Consider the following 17524-nt stretch of genomic DNA (forward strand, 5'->3'; position numbering starts at 1 on the left):
TTAGCATCCTTAGAGGTACTAACTGTTTTATCTTGGTAATATTCCTCATTTTTATATATAAAGTTGATGATTTTTACAACAAATAATGTTAGAAATTCTAACATTATTTAAAGAATATTAAATTATTACGTGATTCATTATCTTATTCTAATATTAAGCTCTTATAAATTGCAGTTTCAGGAGTTTGATAAAAATCTGGTGTAATAGACGCCATTAAATCCTGTGGTGCTCCTGAAATTTCTTTTAAATTATTCATCGGTACTATTATAGTCTTGGCTCCAGCATCTAATGAAACCTGAAGTGCTTCAATTAGATTACTCACCGGACTTACTGTACCTTTATTAGACATTTCCCCTAATACTACTATCTGCTTTTTAATGTATTTACTTGTAAGAGAACTCATTATAGCCACAAAAAATGCCATTCCTGTCTCGCTGCCCTCTTTAGATTGCATTAGATTAATTGCATTAATATGTAATTTACATTCATTAATCTGTTTTTCAACACCAAGACTTTTAGCATGAGTCATTATATATGTTCTCGCATTATTTGCAGCATCCTTCATAGCTCTTGACATACTGCCAGTAAATAGAATACCTGATCCAGTTGTAGTCTGAACTTCAATCTTAAATACTGAAGGTTTTTGAGTATCCAAATCTATACCAACTGTATATACTTCTCCAGGAGATAAGTTGTTTTCCGGTATTACTTTTCCACCTGATTTTTCTTTTAAAGTAACAAATTTTTCTTGACTACTTTCTATATCAATGTATGAAAATGAAGTTGCCCAGAATTCTAATCCTCCTATTTTTTTCATTTGTTCCTTTACTCTTCTTCTCATTTCCATTGCAAAAATAAGATAATTTTCAATATCATTTTTGACAAATTTTCCGTCTGGATGAAGTATCTTTACTAATCCTGATACTGTCTTTCTAACTGATTTAACATCTCTTTGATTTAAACTTTTTCCAAATCTAAAATAGTCATCTATTATATCCGTATAAGAAACTTTACGCATTTCTTTTAAAAATTCACTAAAATAATCTGCAATTAATCCCAAATGTGACGTGAACAGTTCTGGATACATTTTTGGTATTTCCCATCCCGGTAAAAAAAATGCAACCTATCCTGAAATGCAGTATCATCCCTCATTTCTGGTACAAGTGGCGTAAACAAATGAGAAATTTCACTTATTCTTTCAATATTACCATTAATATTACCAATAAAAACCATGCTACCTGATGCACCTATTTCTTCTTTTCCTCTCGAAAAGCTGCCTGATTCCATATAATCTTTCATAATTTGTATGGCATCAGAATTTCCAAATTTCAAGCCTCCAACCTCATCAAATGCAACAGTATCCCAGTATCCTACTAATCCAATTTGTCTTGAGCTCATATTATAAAATAAATTTGCCACTGTCGTTTTTCCACCACTTACAAGAATAGAATACGGTGAAACTTCTCTATAAACATAAGACTTTCCAGTTCCTCTTGGTCCTAATTCTATTAAATTAAAATTAGCCTCACAAAGTGGTATTAACCTTGAAATAAATAATAGTTTTACTCTCTGGCTCTCCATTTCATTTGGTTCATAGCCAACACTTCGTAGTACAAAATCCATCCACTCTTCAGTATTAAATTCTGATCTTCCTTCTTTAATTTCCTGTAAGTCTAACGATGCCATCTGTATGGGAATTATTTCTTTTATTACAAATGGTCTTGTTCCACCCTTACTATACATTTCCGTATCATATCCTATATCAAGTATAGCCCACATACCGCTGCCTAATAACTTATCATTTTTCTTTACAAGTTCATCACCGATATTTACTTCTTTAAGCCCCATATTTAGAAGTTCGGCCCAATATCTATCTCTTCTATCATCTAGTTTAACTGATATTTTATCTATGATTCTATACATACCATTTTCTCTAATAATAGCTTTAACTTTTTCGCTTTCATCAGGTGATACATAATGTTTTTCCAAAATATTTTTTACAGATTGTAATCCCCTTGCTATTTCCTCTTCATCATCAACACCACAGTATCTTCCTAATAAATATTCAAGAACATATGAGGGTACATTATATCCTACTTTTAATTTTCGTACCAGGTCTTTTCTTACGACTCGACCTTCAAAACATTCAAACCCTAATTTATCTAAATTATCCAGCACTCATATCACCTACTATCAAAATAGTTTTTTGTCATCTAATAAATCAACATATGCTCTACTCTCATACATTTTTAATTGTGTTTCTTCATTAAACACTTTAATAACAATGTACTCATTATTAGGCGGAATTTTTTGATTTAACCTATACTTTATCTCCGTATGTCCATTTTCTATTTGAACTGAAAAATTTTTTTTATCATTATATCCGTTACCTTCAAGTGCTATAACAATATCTAAACCTATACTTTCTTTATCACACTGTATACATATTTTAATAATTTTACTTTTAATTTTTGTTGGAACCTTAAACTCATATTTAACATTGTCTTGTCTTTCTTCTACTAATGGTTCAACTTTAATATATGGTATTATATTTTCTTGCAATGATATTCCACCATGATCGAACTCCACATTTCCGCCTTTCATACTGTATTCTGTAATTCCTCTTGCAAATACTATATCAAAATTACTTTGAATGTTACACCAACTGCTGTTCTTCACTATGTGTTCGCCCTGAATATCATTGCCAATCCCATATCTTGATGAAATCTTTAAATATTTCCCTTGTGGTGCCCTAACTGCTTTATTATCTGTTGTATATAAGTATCCATGATCCGATGTTATAAACACTATATATCCTTTATGTGAAAGCAATTTAACTACTTTAACTATATCTCTTATATTATTTTTAAATATTTCTATTCCAAAAGATATACCTGATTCCCCAATACTATCTATATCTCTTGAAAAAACTGCAATACTGTCCTGAATGTCACCTATACTTCGCATTAACAAATTTGAAATTTCTTCAAACTGGATATTGTATACATCATTCATCATCTTTTCTTTTCTGCTATTTCTCTGTACAAAATTCTTGTTACATTTATCAGTTATAATTGAGATGCCCGAATTTTCGCTTTTTAATATCATACTTTCATCAGGATTCATAATTAACTTTGTCATCCCTACTTCAGTTATAGACGGAAGTGAACTTAACATTGCAGTAAATTCAGTATTAAATTCACTTAAATTGCCTTCTAATTCTTTTCCAAGTTCATAATTTAAAGCATCTGCAAATATTATACATTTTCTGCCCTTTTGTCCGACAAAATCTTTCCAAACTATTTGCTGGTTAGCCATACCATCTATCTTAAATTCAGGCAATTTTTCTACAAGCATACTATATTTATAATTAATATCATCAAGATAAAGATTATAAATTTGATTTATCTTACTTATAGTTAACCCTTCTACGTCTATTTCTGTTAGTACCTCTCTAAACTTTCTATAATTAAAATCAATTTTATAAAGACACCTGATATAATCTCTTATCAAATCCTCAATTTTTAAATACATTTTATCTTTATAATTAATATTAAAATCAAAACTTGCTTTAAGAAAGTCAATTAAGTAACCTATACTTGTCCATTTCGTAAATAGCTTGTTTTTACTCCAAAATGTGTTTTGACGTATCTTTATAATGTAATAAATATCATTCAATAGTTTAATATCATTTTCACTGTATATAACATCATTAACCTTCTTTTTTACCTCATTATATAGTTTTTCATCAATATCAATAAAAATATCACATTTAGTTTCATCAAGTAGAGCAGCATCATTAACTACTGTATCTATTGAATCGTTTATAAAATCGGCTTGATATTTTTTACAGCAATCTATATATTCCTGTTTATATTTATCATTATTTCTCCAAACATCATCTACAAACTTGAAAATTCTCTCTCGTTTAATACTATCAGATATTATAAAAGACTCATAAGAATTCATTCCTCTCCCATCAGCTTGATAGTAAAAGGCATTAGCAATCATAAAAAAGGAAATTTTATCAATAAAGCTTTCAATAGTTTTTTCTTGCATTTTTATTCCGTAATTTTCCTGTAACCTTTGATAGAAATAATCTAAGAGCGTTGGTTTTTTAATTAACTCAAATAATTTAGATTTATTTGGTGCAAACATTAATCTGATAACTATATCATCCATATTAAAATGATTTATTTCAAAAACAGCCTCAAGTACCAAATCTTTTAAATCATTTACAGATAGGGTAGTACCATTGTAATATTCTTTTAACTTATCAAAATTTGTTACAATATAATCCTTATATTCATTAGCAAAATCAAATAATTTTTTATTATATTTAATACCAAAAGTTAAGTTAAGAATATCAAATAGATTAACTGTTATACTTTTTCCAAAGTATTCATAATCACAATCAAAATTATCGGATGTAACATAAATAAGGTACTTTTTCTTTATATAAGGATCACTTTTCTCTATCATAAATTTCAATTGAGTAATGCTGTTAGTGTAATATATATTGGTTACTCCATCCATATGAAATTCATTAAAAAAATTCTCAAAGTATTTTTCATTATCATGCCATATAACAATATTCTTATTTTTAAATGCATCATCAATTAATTTCTTAATGTAGTCTTTCAATCAAAACACCCCGTTTTTATTCCCAATTAAACCACATTCCTCTTAATCTAACACCATTTTCTTTGATCCATTCCTTGTACTCATTCAAATCGTCCAAAATATAAAATATTTCATCTTTTTCTTTTTCAAGATTACTTTTCTCTTTTCCTTCTAAAGCCAATAATCTCTCATCTAATTCTTTAATTTTATTTTCATAAGATTCTATTTCACTATCAAGATATTGACTTCTTATTTTTAATTCAGTATCTGGCGTTATTTTATATCTCCATACAAAAACAGTAAAATTCTTTTTAGAAGACTGCCCTTTCCATATTAATGGCTCCCAGGGATTCCTAATTTCTTTATACTTATCTTTTTTCTTGTCATAACCTTTATTGTTTATATAATCTATTGCAAAATCATCACGCAACCATTTTTCTATACTCTTGCCTATTATATTAACAATTTCTGTTTCAATAAAAGAAGCACTTTCTCCAAAAGTTTTATCCAATTCATCATGAATTTTGTTAACAAGCTCTGATAAAAGAACAATACCATCTCTATCATCATCGAAAGCTTTTCTTGCAAAACTCTGGAGATATCTTTTAACAGTTTCTATTAAATCTTCCTCAATGTACAAATCATTTTTTTCCATTATAGCAAGTACAGAGCGAGGATTTATTTTTAATTCTTCAGAAATACTAATTATAGTAGAACCTTTTTTCATGCATAAATTTCTGATTTTATTTGTTATTTCTATAATTTCTTCTTCTGTATATTCTATATATGAAGGTTTTACTGATTTAAATGCTTCAAAATCTATATTAGAGCAATAGTAATTATTTATATATTTATATGCCCTTTCACAACTTTTAGTAATATCTCCAATTGTTTCATGTTCTGATAAGATCCTATCTATATTTTTACATCCCTCAACATTACAAATTTTAGGATTAAAATAATAATTTTTTATAATTGGTAAACTAATTATACTTCTACCGAAATTTAATTTTATAAAATCAATGGTTTGTTCATTATATCCATATTGGTATAACAAAATCTCATTTATAATATAACTACTTTCCTCAATAAAAATAGTCTCAAGATTGTTATTTAATAAATATTTCTTATCAAATATTTCTTTTATATCAATATGATCTTGAAAAATATATGAATTAACTTTTCTACTAAAAATCAACATCTTGTTTAACATAATAAAATTCACTAAATCTTCAATAACTTCGTCATCTTCAATTATTTTAAATGGTATATTCTCAATATCATTCATAGTAAATGATATTGTTGGATTTAGTGCCCAAAGCAAACATTTGCACAATTTTGAGTTTAAAAAACCAAGTAAATATTTTATTGATATGGTTTTGGGAAATATTGCCGGACTAACTACATCATATAGGCTGTCATTTTTCATAAACCGTGCGCTAAAATTTTTTCCTCCTATAACACTATAGGTGATTCCTTCTTTAAACCTAAAGGCCTGTTCCCTTATACGTGAATTTTTATTTTCTTTATAAAAATTTTGTGCTTCACTATTCCAATCAATTAGATTATTTATGTCATTAAAATACCCTTGTGAGCCTCCTTTTAAATATAATTTCCATCTTTTTAGCTTTTGTTTTATTTCCCAGTACATATATACAAATTTATAATTATCTGCTGTTTTAATCCCTGGTTTACATAAAGCATATTTCGGTACTAATTTATTATCATCTATTAGTGTTTTTAATATTTCATCTGGCATAGAATATATAAACTGACAATTACCTATTTGCTTAAATATCCTTAAATTTATTTTACTAATATATTTATCATCATAAATAGCATTTTTTTTGTTGTTAATATTTGTTATATCAATAAATTTTGATTCAACTATTTGATTTGAATAATTAAATATGGATATACCAAGACTTACTGCAACATTATTGAATACTTTACCTAAATGAATAAAGATTTTTAAATTAAAACTATCAACTATTAAATTTCTTAATGACGAATATGCTATTAAATTTAAATATGTATCTGGCGTAAGAAGTCCTGTATACCCATTTTTTCTATTTAAAAAAACTGTTTTTTCTATAAATGCTGAATATAAGTCTGTTTTAGTCGATTCATATTTTTTATTTAAGCAATTTCTTAAATTGTTTCCCATTTTACGATTATGCAGATATGGAGGATTTCCAACAACGACTTCATATTTCTGCATCATTGCTCCAATAAAATTGCTCCCTTTACTTAAATCTTTTGCAAACATTCTGCTATTTATATCATTATACTTATTTATCTTTGTAACAACATAATCAACACAATCTAATATTTTTTGTCTTAAATATTCAACAAATTCCTCTCTGGATTCAAAGTACCTTATGTCCTCTATACTATCTAATGATAATTGCTGAACTTCAGCCTTAAACATTGTCGTTTGGTCTGATTGTTTTAATATTTTTTCTTTTTTGGCTTCAACTTCTCTTATAGATGGTCTTCTTCTTCCCCCTACATATTCATCAATGATTGGATTAATTACATCTTCTATCTTCATAAGACTTCCAAGTAAATTATTTTCCTGCATATAGTCAAATGATTTTCTAACTATATTTTCAATAACATTTCTTAACTTTGGATCTATTGATATTGACATCAAATACTTATCAATATTTACTTCTCCTTTTATTCTGCTATCTGTACAAATAATATTGAATTTTTCTATTTGAGAATTTCTGTTCTTTTCTTTTGCTTTAATATAAAGGTTGAGTGCTGCAAGCTGAACTGCTCTTTCATCTATATCCATTCCAAGAATATTTTTACTAATTATATAGTTTGGAATTTGCTCCTCGGGTATTTTCCCCTCTTCCACGTATAATTCATAATACTTGTCAAAGGCATATGTAAGGAAAGAACCACTTCCACAAGATGGATCTATCAACTTTATTGTTTCTACTTCTTGCTGCGGTCTTTTGCCTGATTCTATTTCATTCCAATAAGAGCCAAGAGTATTATCAACTATATACTTTACAATCCAGTCATAAGTATATACTTGCGTTTTTGCCGCTATTTCTTCAGGAGTATCAGCCTGCTCTATTTCTTCTTTTTCATCCTCTACAAAGTATTGATAAGTCCAGCCTACAAAATCATCCCTATTCCAGTCGTCTGATGGAATTTCATCTAAAAGAACCTTTGTTATTTCCTTTATGGTCTTTGGTCCCGGGAAAAGCAAACTGTGCTCATCGTTTAATTCAAAAAGTAACTTTATCTGCGTAGATAATTCTCTTAATATTCCTTCTATAGCATGTTTAAGGCCATCATAAGGATCTTTATCTAATAACGCATAAGATACCCTGCTTAAATTCTTCTGTACTTCGGATTTATCACCATACTCTTTGAATTTCTTTATTGTTGGAGAAATCAAGTTTCTTTCTTCCAGTAATCTTATTGCACAAAATTTATTTGTAAAATCAAAAGCACATTCTCTTATGAACTTTTTTAAGTTTTTCTTTCTGATTTTAATATCATTTAATAATGAACCAGCTTCGTCATTTTCACATTCATTCATTAATACATCGAGAACTTGATTTCTCTTATATTTCCTATTTACATCAAAACCATTTTTTATTTCTTCTGATGTATAAATTTTATCATAACTAATTCCTAGAAATCTCAATTGCTTTTCTATATCATTTATAAGCATTAACTTTATTTTCTTTATTCCTATATCAATATCTTTAAGACTCATATTCCCACCTCTTATCTAATAAAAATTTCTTTTCCCTGTTGTATTTGTTTTTGCATCTTCAACCTTATTTCTTCAATATACTCATCTATATCATTTTCATTCTTTATTACCTTTTTATTAGTGTCAAAAATAAGTTGCTTTATCGATACCTCATTTTTTGTTGTTTTTACCAAATGTTTCACAGGAGGATTAACTGCTTCCTGTTGTGGATTAATAAAATTATCTATTTTTGCTGTAATTCCAGACTTTAATGTTTCAAGTATTTCTATATCGTTATCTAAAGATTGTATATCGCGTTTACATTCTTCACATTTATAATTTTCACATTTATCTATAGTAACGCATAATTTATTAGATAGTGGCCTTATAAATTCTTCCATAGTTTCATTGCTTATAATATCTTTATGCTCTGCATATTTAGTTTTAATATTTTCAATTGTTTTTTTGTATATATCATTACATTCATTATGTTTGTTAATATATAAAGCATCTACATTACTTTTTAAATTTAAATATTGTGAGTAAATATTTTGCCAGTTATCTATAAAAGAATTCGATGTAATACTTCCTGTAATAGAATTTATTTTACTTTCAAAATCTAACTTTTCATCTCCACGGAAATATAAAGAAAACCTTTTTATAGAATTCAATTGAATTTTTACCTCTTTGTATTCATCTATTTTTGTATTTACAAATTTCAATGATAATTTGACAATTCTAAACATTTCCTGTATTTCTTCTTCAGTGATTTTAACAAAATCATTAATCTTTTGATTATCGCCAGCTATTTCTATTTTCTCGTATATTCTCGACTTCTCGGTTAATTTATTGATAACTTCTTGAGAAAATTCAATATGTTTGACCTGATCCTTTATAGTTGTTATTTTGCTTATTTCTTCCAGGCATACTTCTTTAATTTTTTTTGCTAAATCTTCAACAGTGTCAATGGCATACTTGCCAAATATAGTAGAAAGTCTATTTTTAGCAAGAATTCTTGCTGTAGCATCTGCCTCAACTATTGGTAAAATTGTTATGTTATTAAAAAGTGAGTCCTTTAAAAATATTTCCTTTACCTTTGACTGACTATAATTATCATATCTAATTCCATCAGATTTTATCTCAATTTTACCGACACGGAGCATTGCTGCAACAGTAAGCTTAATTATATTAGGTGCCCAACCATAGGGAGGCTTACTATAATCTTCAATAATGGAACTACCTATTACCGCTTCTTTCCACTTATTCTTATTTACAATATAACTATATAATGCATCATATACAGCTCCACCTAATTTTATTGTTTTATCTTCCATAACTCCCAATTCACATAAATCAGGATAAGAACCCTTTGGCCTATCAATTAAAACAACATCCTGAATATATTTTTTGTAATCAGCAGGCTGAATATTTACTGCTCCATCCTCAAATTTATTAAATACTTTAGGAATTGATTCCTCTATAATAAACTTTTCCATAATATTTTTGGCTGCATTCCCATAATCTTTAGGTCTATAATCCGAACCACAATAAACTATTTTCCCATTTAACAAAGAATATTCTATTTTATTTGGGATATCTTTTTTTAACCCATCGAATTCAATTTGTTTTTCTCTCTTTATTGCAATGGCTTCTTCAGAGTTATCTTTTCTTATACCATCTATAGCCTTATCTAATTTCATCATTCTTATAATCATATTTGTAACTTCTATTTGATCTATGGAATACCATTTAATTACTTTTTCATTATTTTCCATTGCAAATAATATTTGCCCTTCTTCTGATGTATATACTTCTAAATTTATAAAACCGCCTTTAGACTTTTCCTCTCCATCAATTTTTATATTAATATCAAATTTTGAACCTTCATATCTTATACCTGATTTTGTATCTTTTAATAATTCTTCTATTATTTCACGTCTTTTTCTTTCAACATCCGATTTTCTAATAGATACATCCCTTACCTTTTCCTCAAACTTTTTCTCTTTTACCGATAATAATTTATATCCATCTTCATTTATTTTTCCAACAAAACCTTTATTAATTAAATCGTTTAAAACTTTTTTAACTTCTCCTCCATCTAATGGAGAAAGTGGATTATTAGTAAGACATGTAGCAATATTTTTAATGTTATTCCCTATGTACTTTACACGATCTAATACAAATAAAGCTTTTGCAACTTTTATATATAATTCTTTATTATCGTAACCTTCAAATACATCTGGAATCTTTTTTTCAATATCAAGCCTCACTTCATTCTCAATATCCTGTTTAACTGCATCAAAAATATAATCAAGTGTAACAAAAGTTCCAAAAGGCATTTCTTTCATACTATTTTTAAGAACATTCTGAGTTAACCTAATCATATTTCTTTCACCATAATTTACTTCTTTTTTATCTAGGCCCATCATTTCTTGAAGTAAATCTCTTGAAATATAAAAGTGATAATTTAAAAATGGATAAGATTCTATAAATACATTTTCAGAACCTATATACATATTTCTCGAATTTTCAATTTTTAAATTTGCTGCAATAGCACCACCGTTATCATTATAATATTTCTCTAGTTGTAGCTTATAACTATCCTTTTTCCTTAAAACTCTATCTTTTATTACTCTATCAATATCTTCTGACCTTAAATCTAATCTTGTAGAAAATCTATGGCTCAATCGATTAAATTTTATTTTTGAATTTACATCAAAATCTTCTATCATATCCTGCAACTTTTGTTGTGCTGTAACAACTAGCCATATTTTTTTTCTTCCAAGTTCTTTTCCTATTTTTTCAATACTTTCCGCGGTTCCTTGAAGATAAATCATCTTTTCTTCATCATTTCCTATGTATTGACCCATTTCATCGATCATTACTATAATATTGTCATATTCTGAATGTAATATCATTAACTGTTTTATAAGTTTAGCAATTTTATCAGCTGTAATGTTTAGATTCATAAACACATCTGAAAGAGTAAATCCATTTTTATATACTTCAGGATATAGTTTGGGTATTACTAAACTTAAAACCTTATTTCTATCATTAAATTTGATATCTCTAAATTTTTCCCATTTCTCACCTTGTAGCTCCAAAGCCATCCTTTTAAAATCATCATATTTACCTTCCAATGTCATAGTAAGCTCATAATTTGCAAGTTCAATATCTTCTGAATAACCAAATGCTATCATTATTTGTGAATATATTGACTCAAGTAAACTTTTATCTCTCGATGATACATCTGTCATTGAAAAAAGAATAACTTTATTGTTTTGTTTAGTAAGTTTATTTTTTAAATCAGCAGCAAGAAAAGCATTATTTTTTATTTTATTGGCAATTGTTTTTACTACATCGATTCCATGATAATTTTGGTTTTGTAATAAATATCCTAATATCTTCATAAAATGTGATTTACCACTTCCAAAAAATCCAGAAATCCACACACAGGTATCCGGTGCACTATTATTAAAATAAGCATCAAAGAATCTTTTATAATGTTCTTCAATTTCATTAGTAACTACATATTCTTGTATTTCTGCTATAACATCTTTATTATCATTTACCTTTATAACTGGATTAATAGTTTTATCCATAACATCGGAATCAAATATATTCTTTAGCATTTCCATAATATTTCCTCCTAAAAATCTGTGATGTCCTTTATTCTGTAACTTGGACTTGATATTTCCTTTTTATTTAAATATTTATATAAGTTTTCTCCTTTTCTTTCAGCTGGCAATACTAACAAAATAGATTTATTGGTTTCATTCTCAAACTCCATCATTATTCTAAAAACATTAATTACATACGGATAAGTAAATTCTATTCTTGATAAGACAATTATATCTGCTCTACTTGATTGAACTTTGTCATTTATTTTACTAATAATATATTTTTCTAATATTCTATACTGATTATCAATAAGGTTAGGAGAATTCTTTTCTATTTCCACTATTCCTTCTAACATATTATCTTCTTGCAAATTATCTATTACTAATTTGCTAATATTTATATTTTCAATGTTCTCACCTTTTCCATTAAGTCCCTTTATTATGTTATCTAATTCATAGTAAAAGCCCTGTTCATCTTCATCTATGGTGATACAAAATAGTCTTGACCCTCTACTATCTGGAAGCTTCATGTTTTCTATACAATCTATAAATAATTTAATTTTTTTATTAATATTCAATATTGTCACCTGCCTACAATTTCTTTTATATACTCTTCTAATGAATTATATTTGAAATTTATATTTATTTTATCATCAGTTTTTGTGAACTCTAAAAATCCTCGATTAGTTAATTCTTTAAGATAAAATGTCAATTCTTCAGGTGTTATTAAAAACAATTTTAAATATATTGAATTACAAACTTCTTCATTATACTTTTTTATGTAGTATAATAAGTATCCTACAGTTTCTATAGGCAATAACCTACTCGTTATTATGTATTTTTTATTATTTTTCTTTTCAAGAAATCCAAAATTTCTTGCCGTTGTAAGCATCATACTTGAAAATATTTCACAACTATTTTTTGACCATTTAGTGTATTCTGGATGCTCTAACTTTTTATCCGCAAAAAAACTTAATACGTTACTTCCATTAAGCATATTAAATTTGTATTGTTTTAATGGAAATATACATTCAGTCATAACTTCAAATACTGCATATTCATATTGTGCAAAATATAAAAAAAGTATAGTTTTTATAACTTCTATATCTAAAGACGAGTTTACAATACTTGTTAAATCTCTCACACTGTATATTTCACTATCATATGCATAACGTGCCTTTAATGTAGAAAATAAATTTTTAATTGTTCTTAAATTATCTATATCGAAAATATTTTCATCAACAATCTTACTTTTTGCATAATCAATATCATAATTATTTGAATACAATCTTAGAAATTCTATTGTTTCTGGTATTTTTGTACCAACAGCTCTAATGTTTGAATTATATTTTTTAACAATTGGAAACATCAGTTCAACTCCTATTCTAAATTATAGTAACCTACATTTAATAACCTTTGTTCAGAATTTTGATATCCTAAAAGTAATGGTTGTAAAATATTATTCAATTTTTTAAAATCAATTTCATCGTTATTAAATAAATTATCATATTTTATATTTCCAAAATAAATAATTGGAGGTTCAATTTTATCTGGTTTTTTTATTTCAATTTCGTTAAATACACTATTTAGTTTTGCTATATCATCGTTGTCAATTAAATTATCAATAATTTTCTTAATTAAATCATCATGTACATCACAAATCACTGATGTTATTTTTCCAATGCTATCTTCTATTTCATCAGTTAAGTTATAAAATGAAACTAAATTGTTCGAATTATTTAAATACTCTCTTTCAACTTTTTTTGCAGTTCTCATAGCTGTAATAATCATATTTATTGGATATGAATTAGGAAACATACTCTTCATATACAATAATCCTTCTTTAGTAAATATTTCACTATTCCACCACATCTGTATTTCACCTAATTTATAGATAATTAGTCTTCTCGCCATTATATGAGATAAATCAATGGAATACTTTGATTCTGTACCGTTTACTATATTTTTTATATTAGAATAAAACTCTTTATACAAAATTCTCACCTCTTCAAATTAAGTCACCTATATTATAACATATATCAAATTTATATTCAGGTAAATTGTATTTTTTTGTCAAATCAAGTCGCTATACTGCAAAAGCAGCTTAGTCTCAAAAAAATCAAGAATTTTAATCTTGATTTTCTAAAAGTCATCTAATTTGTGATTTATCAAATTCCTTTTAAACTTTTAAAAATATTTGCATTTTCTTTATATGCACTCCATATAAATCCTTCCTACTTGATAAAATACATTATTTTTACATTACTTGCCAAAGTACCAGTTTCATCCTTATTATTTCCTGTATTTAATACTATTTATGAAATTTAGCCAGACAATTAGTATAATATTACTTTAATTAGCTATAAAGTTTTATCATGCAAAACAATATATATCAATATTGATATTGTTCTTATTTAGTACTATGATTATGTAATAATAGTTACTCAACTTTCCCAGTTTGAAAATATTGCGAAACAACTTTTTCAATGTATAAGAATTTATAAAATTCCAATTGAAAAAGGTCATGAGCATAGCAAATTTTCTTGAGAGGACAATGAAGGTGAGTTTTCCTCCTTACGTCAGAAAACTAATTTATTTTTAAGCTTGTTTTGCTAATGCAAAACATCGCTTAAGCAGGTTTTAAAATCTATGATTTTCAGATAATTACTTACTAAAAGAGTATCCATGAAAAACAAAAGAACATAAATTTCCTTTAAATTGAAGATTTTTCGTAGCATAGCGGAGAAAAATCATCCTTCACTGTCAATTGTCCACTGTCAACTTTCAACTCGAAAGCTTTGTTTCACAATATTTTTATATTAAGTCAAAATTTTATATGTGAGAAAGTTGAGTAGTTATATTCTAAAATTGAAGGGAGATATTACATATGAAAAAAGTAATATTGTTAAGCGGAAGTCCAAATCCAGAAGGCAACACTGTGCAAGTACTTAAAGAATGTGCAAAAGTCATAGAACAAAATGGTGTTTCAGCTGAAGTTGTGTCCTTAGCTGGAATGAACTTAAAAGATTCCATGAACCCTCAAGGAGGCTATAATGACGGATTTGATGAAATAATTGAAAAAATAAAGGGAGCTAAGGGACTCATTGCAGCATCGCCTGTTTATTGGGGAACTGCAAGAGCAGAGCTCATGACAGCACTTCAAAGAATCGCTATGGCATCTATGAAAGGTGGAAATTTCTTATCCAGAATGGTAGGTGGACCTATTGCTGTTGCAAGGCGTGCTGGCCAGACATCATCAATACAGGAAATGCTTATGTTCTATCTCTACAATGACATGATTATACCAGGCTCAACATACTGGAATGTAGTCTTCGGACAAAAACCTGGTGAAGCTTTAAAGGATGAAGAAGGAATGAGAACAGTAAAGAGATTTTCTGAAAATGTAGCTTATTTGGTAAATAAACTAGATTAACACTATAAAAAATGGGCATAGATTTTTGTGCAACAAGCACAGTCTATGCTCATTTTCCATTTTATCCGATGACTACCTGCTCTAATACTCCCACTTCTCCAAGTGTACGTTGCGAGCAGCTACGTCCCTGGATAACGATTTTTCCTAAATCGAGTAGGAGCTGAATAATTATTTTATTCAGCGACCTCTCACACCACTGTGCGTACCGTTCGGTACACAGCGGTTCATTAAGATTTATGAATTAGTTGATATCTCTTGGAAATACTTTTATATTTAAGACTTTCAAGATATCTATTATTTAGAGTTGTATTAAGAATTGGGCTGTTGGATATTCTCCAGTAGCTTTTTCTTGTGTTAGCGTATTCCCAAGCTTTGTACTCGGGTACTCCAAGTTTCATGAGATTACGACCTCTAGTCTTAACCTTCTTCCATTGCTTCCAGATACATGCCCGCAACCTTCTTCTTATCCATTCATCCAGTCCCTTTATTCTGGCGGAAGCCTTCGCTACTCCATAATAGTTAATCCAACCTACGGTATATTCGTTGAGTTTCTTTATCCTTAACCCCATACTTATACCCATATTTCGATTAGTTATCTCTCTAATCCTTGTCTTGAATCTTTTGTACGATTTCTCATGAATTCTTATATTTCCTCCACTTTTTGCAAAGTAGAACGAGAAACCTAGATATTTTCTTTTAGATACAAGGTCTACTGAACTTTTATTCTCATTAACTTTGAGTTTTAAGCGTCCTTCGAGTATATTTCTCATACCTTCCATTACCCTCAAGCCTGCTTTTCTACTTTTTACATACACATTTGCATCATCTGCAAATCTGCAAAATCTATGACCTCTCTTCTCAAGTTCCTTATCCACCTCATCAAGCATTATATTAGCTAATAGTGGACTTAATGGTCCTCCTTGTGGTGTACCTTCATCAGAATTTACTTTGATTCCATTTATCATTATTCCTGCTTGAAGATATGCCCTTATTAATTTTAGAACTCTTTTGTCCCTAATCTTCTTTGATAATCTTTCCATTAATATATCATGATTAACTTTATCAAAGAACTTTTCCAAATCCATGTCCACTACCCATCTATATCCTTCATTTATATATTCTTTTGCTTTAAGTATAGCTTGCTTTGCACTTTTATTAGGTCTAAATCCATAACTACTTTCTGAGAATGTATGGTCATAAATTTTATTAAGTTCTTGAGCTATAGCTTGCTGTATTAATCTATCAAGTACAGTAGGTATTCCAAGCAATCTTATCCCACCATCAGGCTTTGGTATTTCTACCCTCCTAACTGGAGATGGCTTATATCTACCTTCCAATAACTTTTCTTTAATTCTCAGCCAATTGTCAATGATAAACGTTCGAAGTTCATCGATTCCCATACCATCAACACCATGACTTCCTTTGTTTGAGATTACTCGTTTCATAGCAATAAGCATATTTCCACGCTCTAATACCCTGTCGAGTAAGTTACTGGTATCGTCTAACTCATCGTTTTCTCTTTCTCTCTTTGTAAACGCCAAATTTTCATTAAGCGCCCCTTGCTTATCTTGAAGTTCCACTTCTACCTCTACAAGGCGACCTCTATATTGAGTTATCTGCTTTTTATTTTGAATCTTTGAGTTTATCAAAGTTGAAAACCTCCTAATGTTCAGTCCTTCCCACGCTAACGGGTTTTCACGTGGTATTATGACCTCTGCTGACTTCTTACAATTCAGCCATATATCCCTATATGGGTTATCACCTAGAAATACATTTTTTGGTGATATATTTGTAAGACCTCCCCAGGTAAGAACGCTTACTTTCACTCCATATATCTGCTACATTTACACCGCCTGCTTCGGATAGTTTAGGGTTTCGTTTTGTCTTGCAAATTCACCCACAAGCATATGCCTCATATGTAGTTTCTGTTCGTCAGACCAGAGCTTTGCCGCTGACTTCCTTCAGATTCCACCTCACGGTGGACACCCTTGTCTTAAGCTAACGGTTGGCACTATCAACCCCCATATCGGACTTTCACCGACGAGTAAGCGCCCATGCTGGGCGCACAAGAATAACGCCTTCTAAGTGCTAAAGCACTAAGAATCCTGTTAATAAGCATCAGGT

Annotated in this window: 9 protein-coding genes and 1 pseudogene; 1 reads left to right on the plus strand and 9 read right to left on the minus strand. The window is 28.5% G+C overall.

Features of this window, described 5'->3' with window-relative positions; translation table 11 throughout:
* Window positions 1–142: 142 nt before the first annotated feature.
* The 8 genes and pseudogenes from B5S50_RS21415 to B5S50_RS02545 form a co-directional block, all read right to left on the minus strand.
* Entirely contained in the window at window positions 143–847 is a 705-nt protein-coding gene (locus tag B5S50_RS21415; RefSeq protein ID WP_368041501.1) for a S16 family serine protease, read from the minus strand.
* Window positions 833–2178, minus strand: a pseudogene (gene brxL, locus B5S50_RS21420) (protease Lon-related BREX system protein BrxL); the annotation flags it as partial. The pseudogene brxL and the gene B5S50_RS21415, both read right to left, overlap by 15 nt.
* Window positions 2179–2193: 15 nt before the next feature.
* Window positions 2194–4644, minus strand: coding sequence for a PglZ domain-containing protein (locus tag B5S50_RS02520; protein WP_217302993.1), 2451 nt, complete (start codon window positions 4642–4644; stop codon window positions 2194–2196).
* 16 nt (window positions 4645–4660) lie between these two features.
* The gene (locus B5S50_RS02525) at window positions 4661–8368 is read right to left on the minus strand and encodes a DNA methyltransferase (RefSeq protein WP_217302994.1); all 3708 of its coding nucleotides are present in this window, start codon (window positions 8366–8368) and stop codon (window positions 4661–4663) included.
* A gap of 11 nt (window positions 8369–8379) precedes the next feature.
* Window positions 8380–11985, minus strand: coding sequence for a BREX system P-loop protein BrxC (gene brxC / locus B5S50_RS02530; protein ID WP_217302995.1), 3606 nt, complete (start codon window positions 11983–11985; stop codon window positions 8380–8382).
* A gap of 11 nt (window positions 11986–11996) precedes the next feature.
* Window positions 11997–12545 carry a BREX protein BrxB domain-containing protein gene (locus tag B5S50_RS02535; RefSeq protein ID WP_217302996.1) on the minus strand — a complete coding sequence of 183 codons (549 nt, stop codon included), beginning with the start codon at window positions 12543–12545 and terminating at the stop codon, window positions 11997–11999.
* A 5-nt stretch (window positions 12546–12550) separates the two neighbouring features.
* Window positions 12551–13336, minus strand: coding sequence for a BrxA family protein (locus B5S50_RS02540; RefSeq protein WP_217302997.1), 786 nt, complete (start codon window positions 13334–13336; stop codon window positions 12551–12553).
* A gap of 11 nt (window positions 13337–13347) precedes the next feature.
* Window positions 13348–13962: a BrxE family protein gene (locus B5S50_RS02545; protein ID WP_217302998.1), complete on the minus strand. Its 615-nt coding sequence runs from the start codon at window positions 13960–13962 to the stop codon at window positions 13348–13350.
* Window positions 13963–14854: 892 nt separating this feature from the next.
* On the opposite strand from B5S50_RS02545, the gene B5S50_RS02550 reads away from it, so the two are divergent.
* The gene (locus tag B5S50_RS02550; protein ID WP_217302999.1) at window positions 14855–15400 is read left to right on the plus strand and encodes a flavodoxin family protein; all 546 of its coding nucleotides are present in this window, start codon (window positions 14855–14857) and stop codon (window positions 15398–15400) included.
* A gap of 227 nt (window positions 15401–15627) precedes the next feature.
* On the opposite strand, the gene ltrA is transcribed toward B5S50_RS02550, so the two are convergent.
* Window positions 15628–17049: a group II intron reverse transcriptase/maturase gene (ltrA, locus tag B5S50_RS02555; protein WP_217303757.1), complete on the minus strand. Its 1422-nt coding sequence runs from the start codon at window positions 17047–17049 to the stop codon at window positions 15628–15630.
* Between the last annotated feature and the right edge of the window lie 475 nt (window positions 17050–17524).

The sequence above is a fragment of the Clostridium sp. 001 genome, from assembly GCF_019056555.1.
GTDB lineage: Bacteria > Bacillota > Clostridia > Clostridiales > Clostridiaceae > Clostridium_B > Clostridium_B ragsdalei.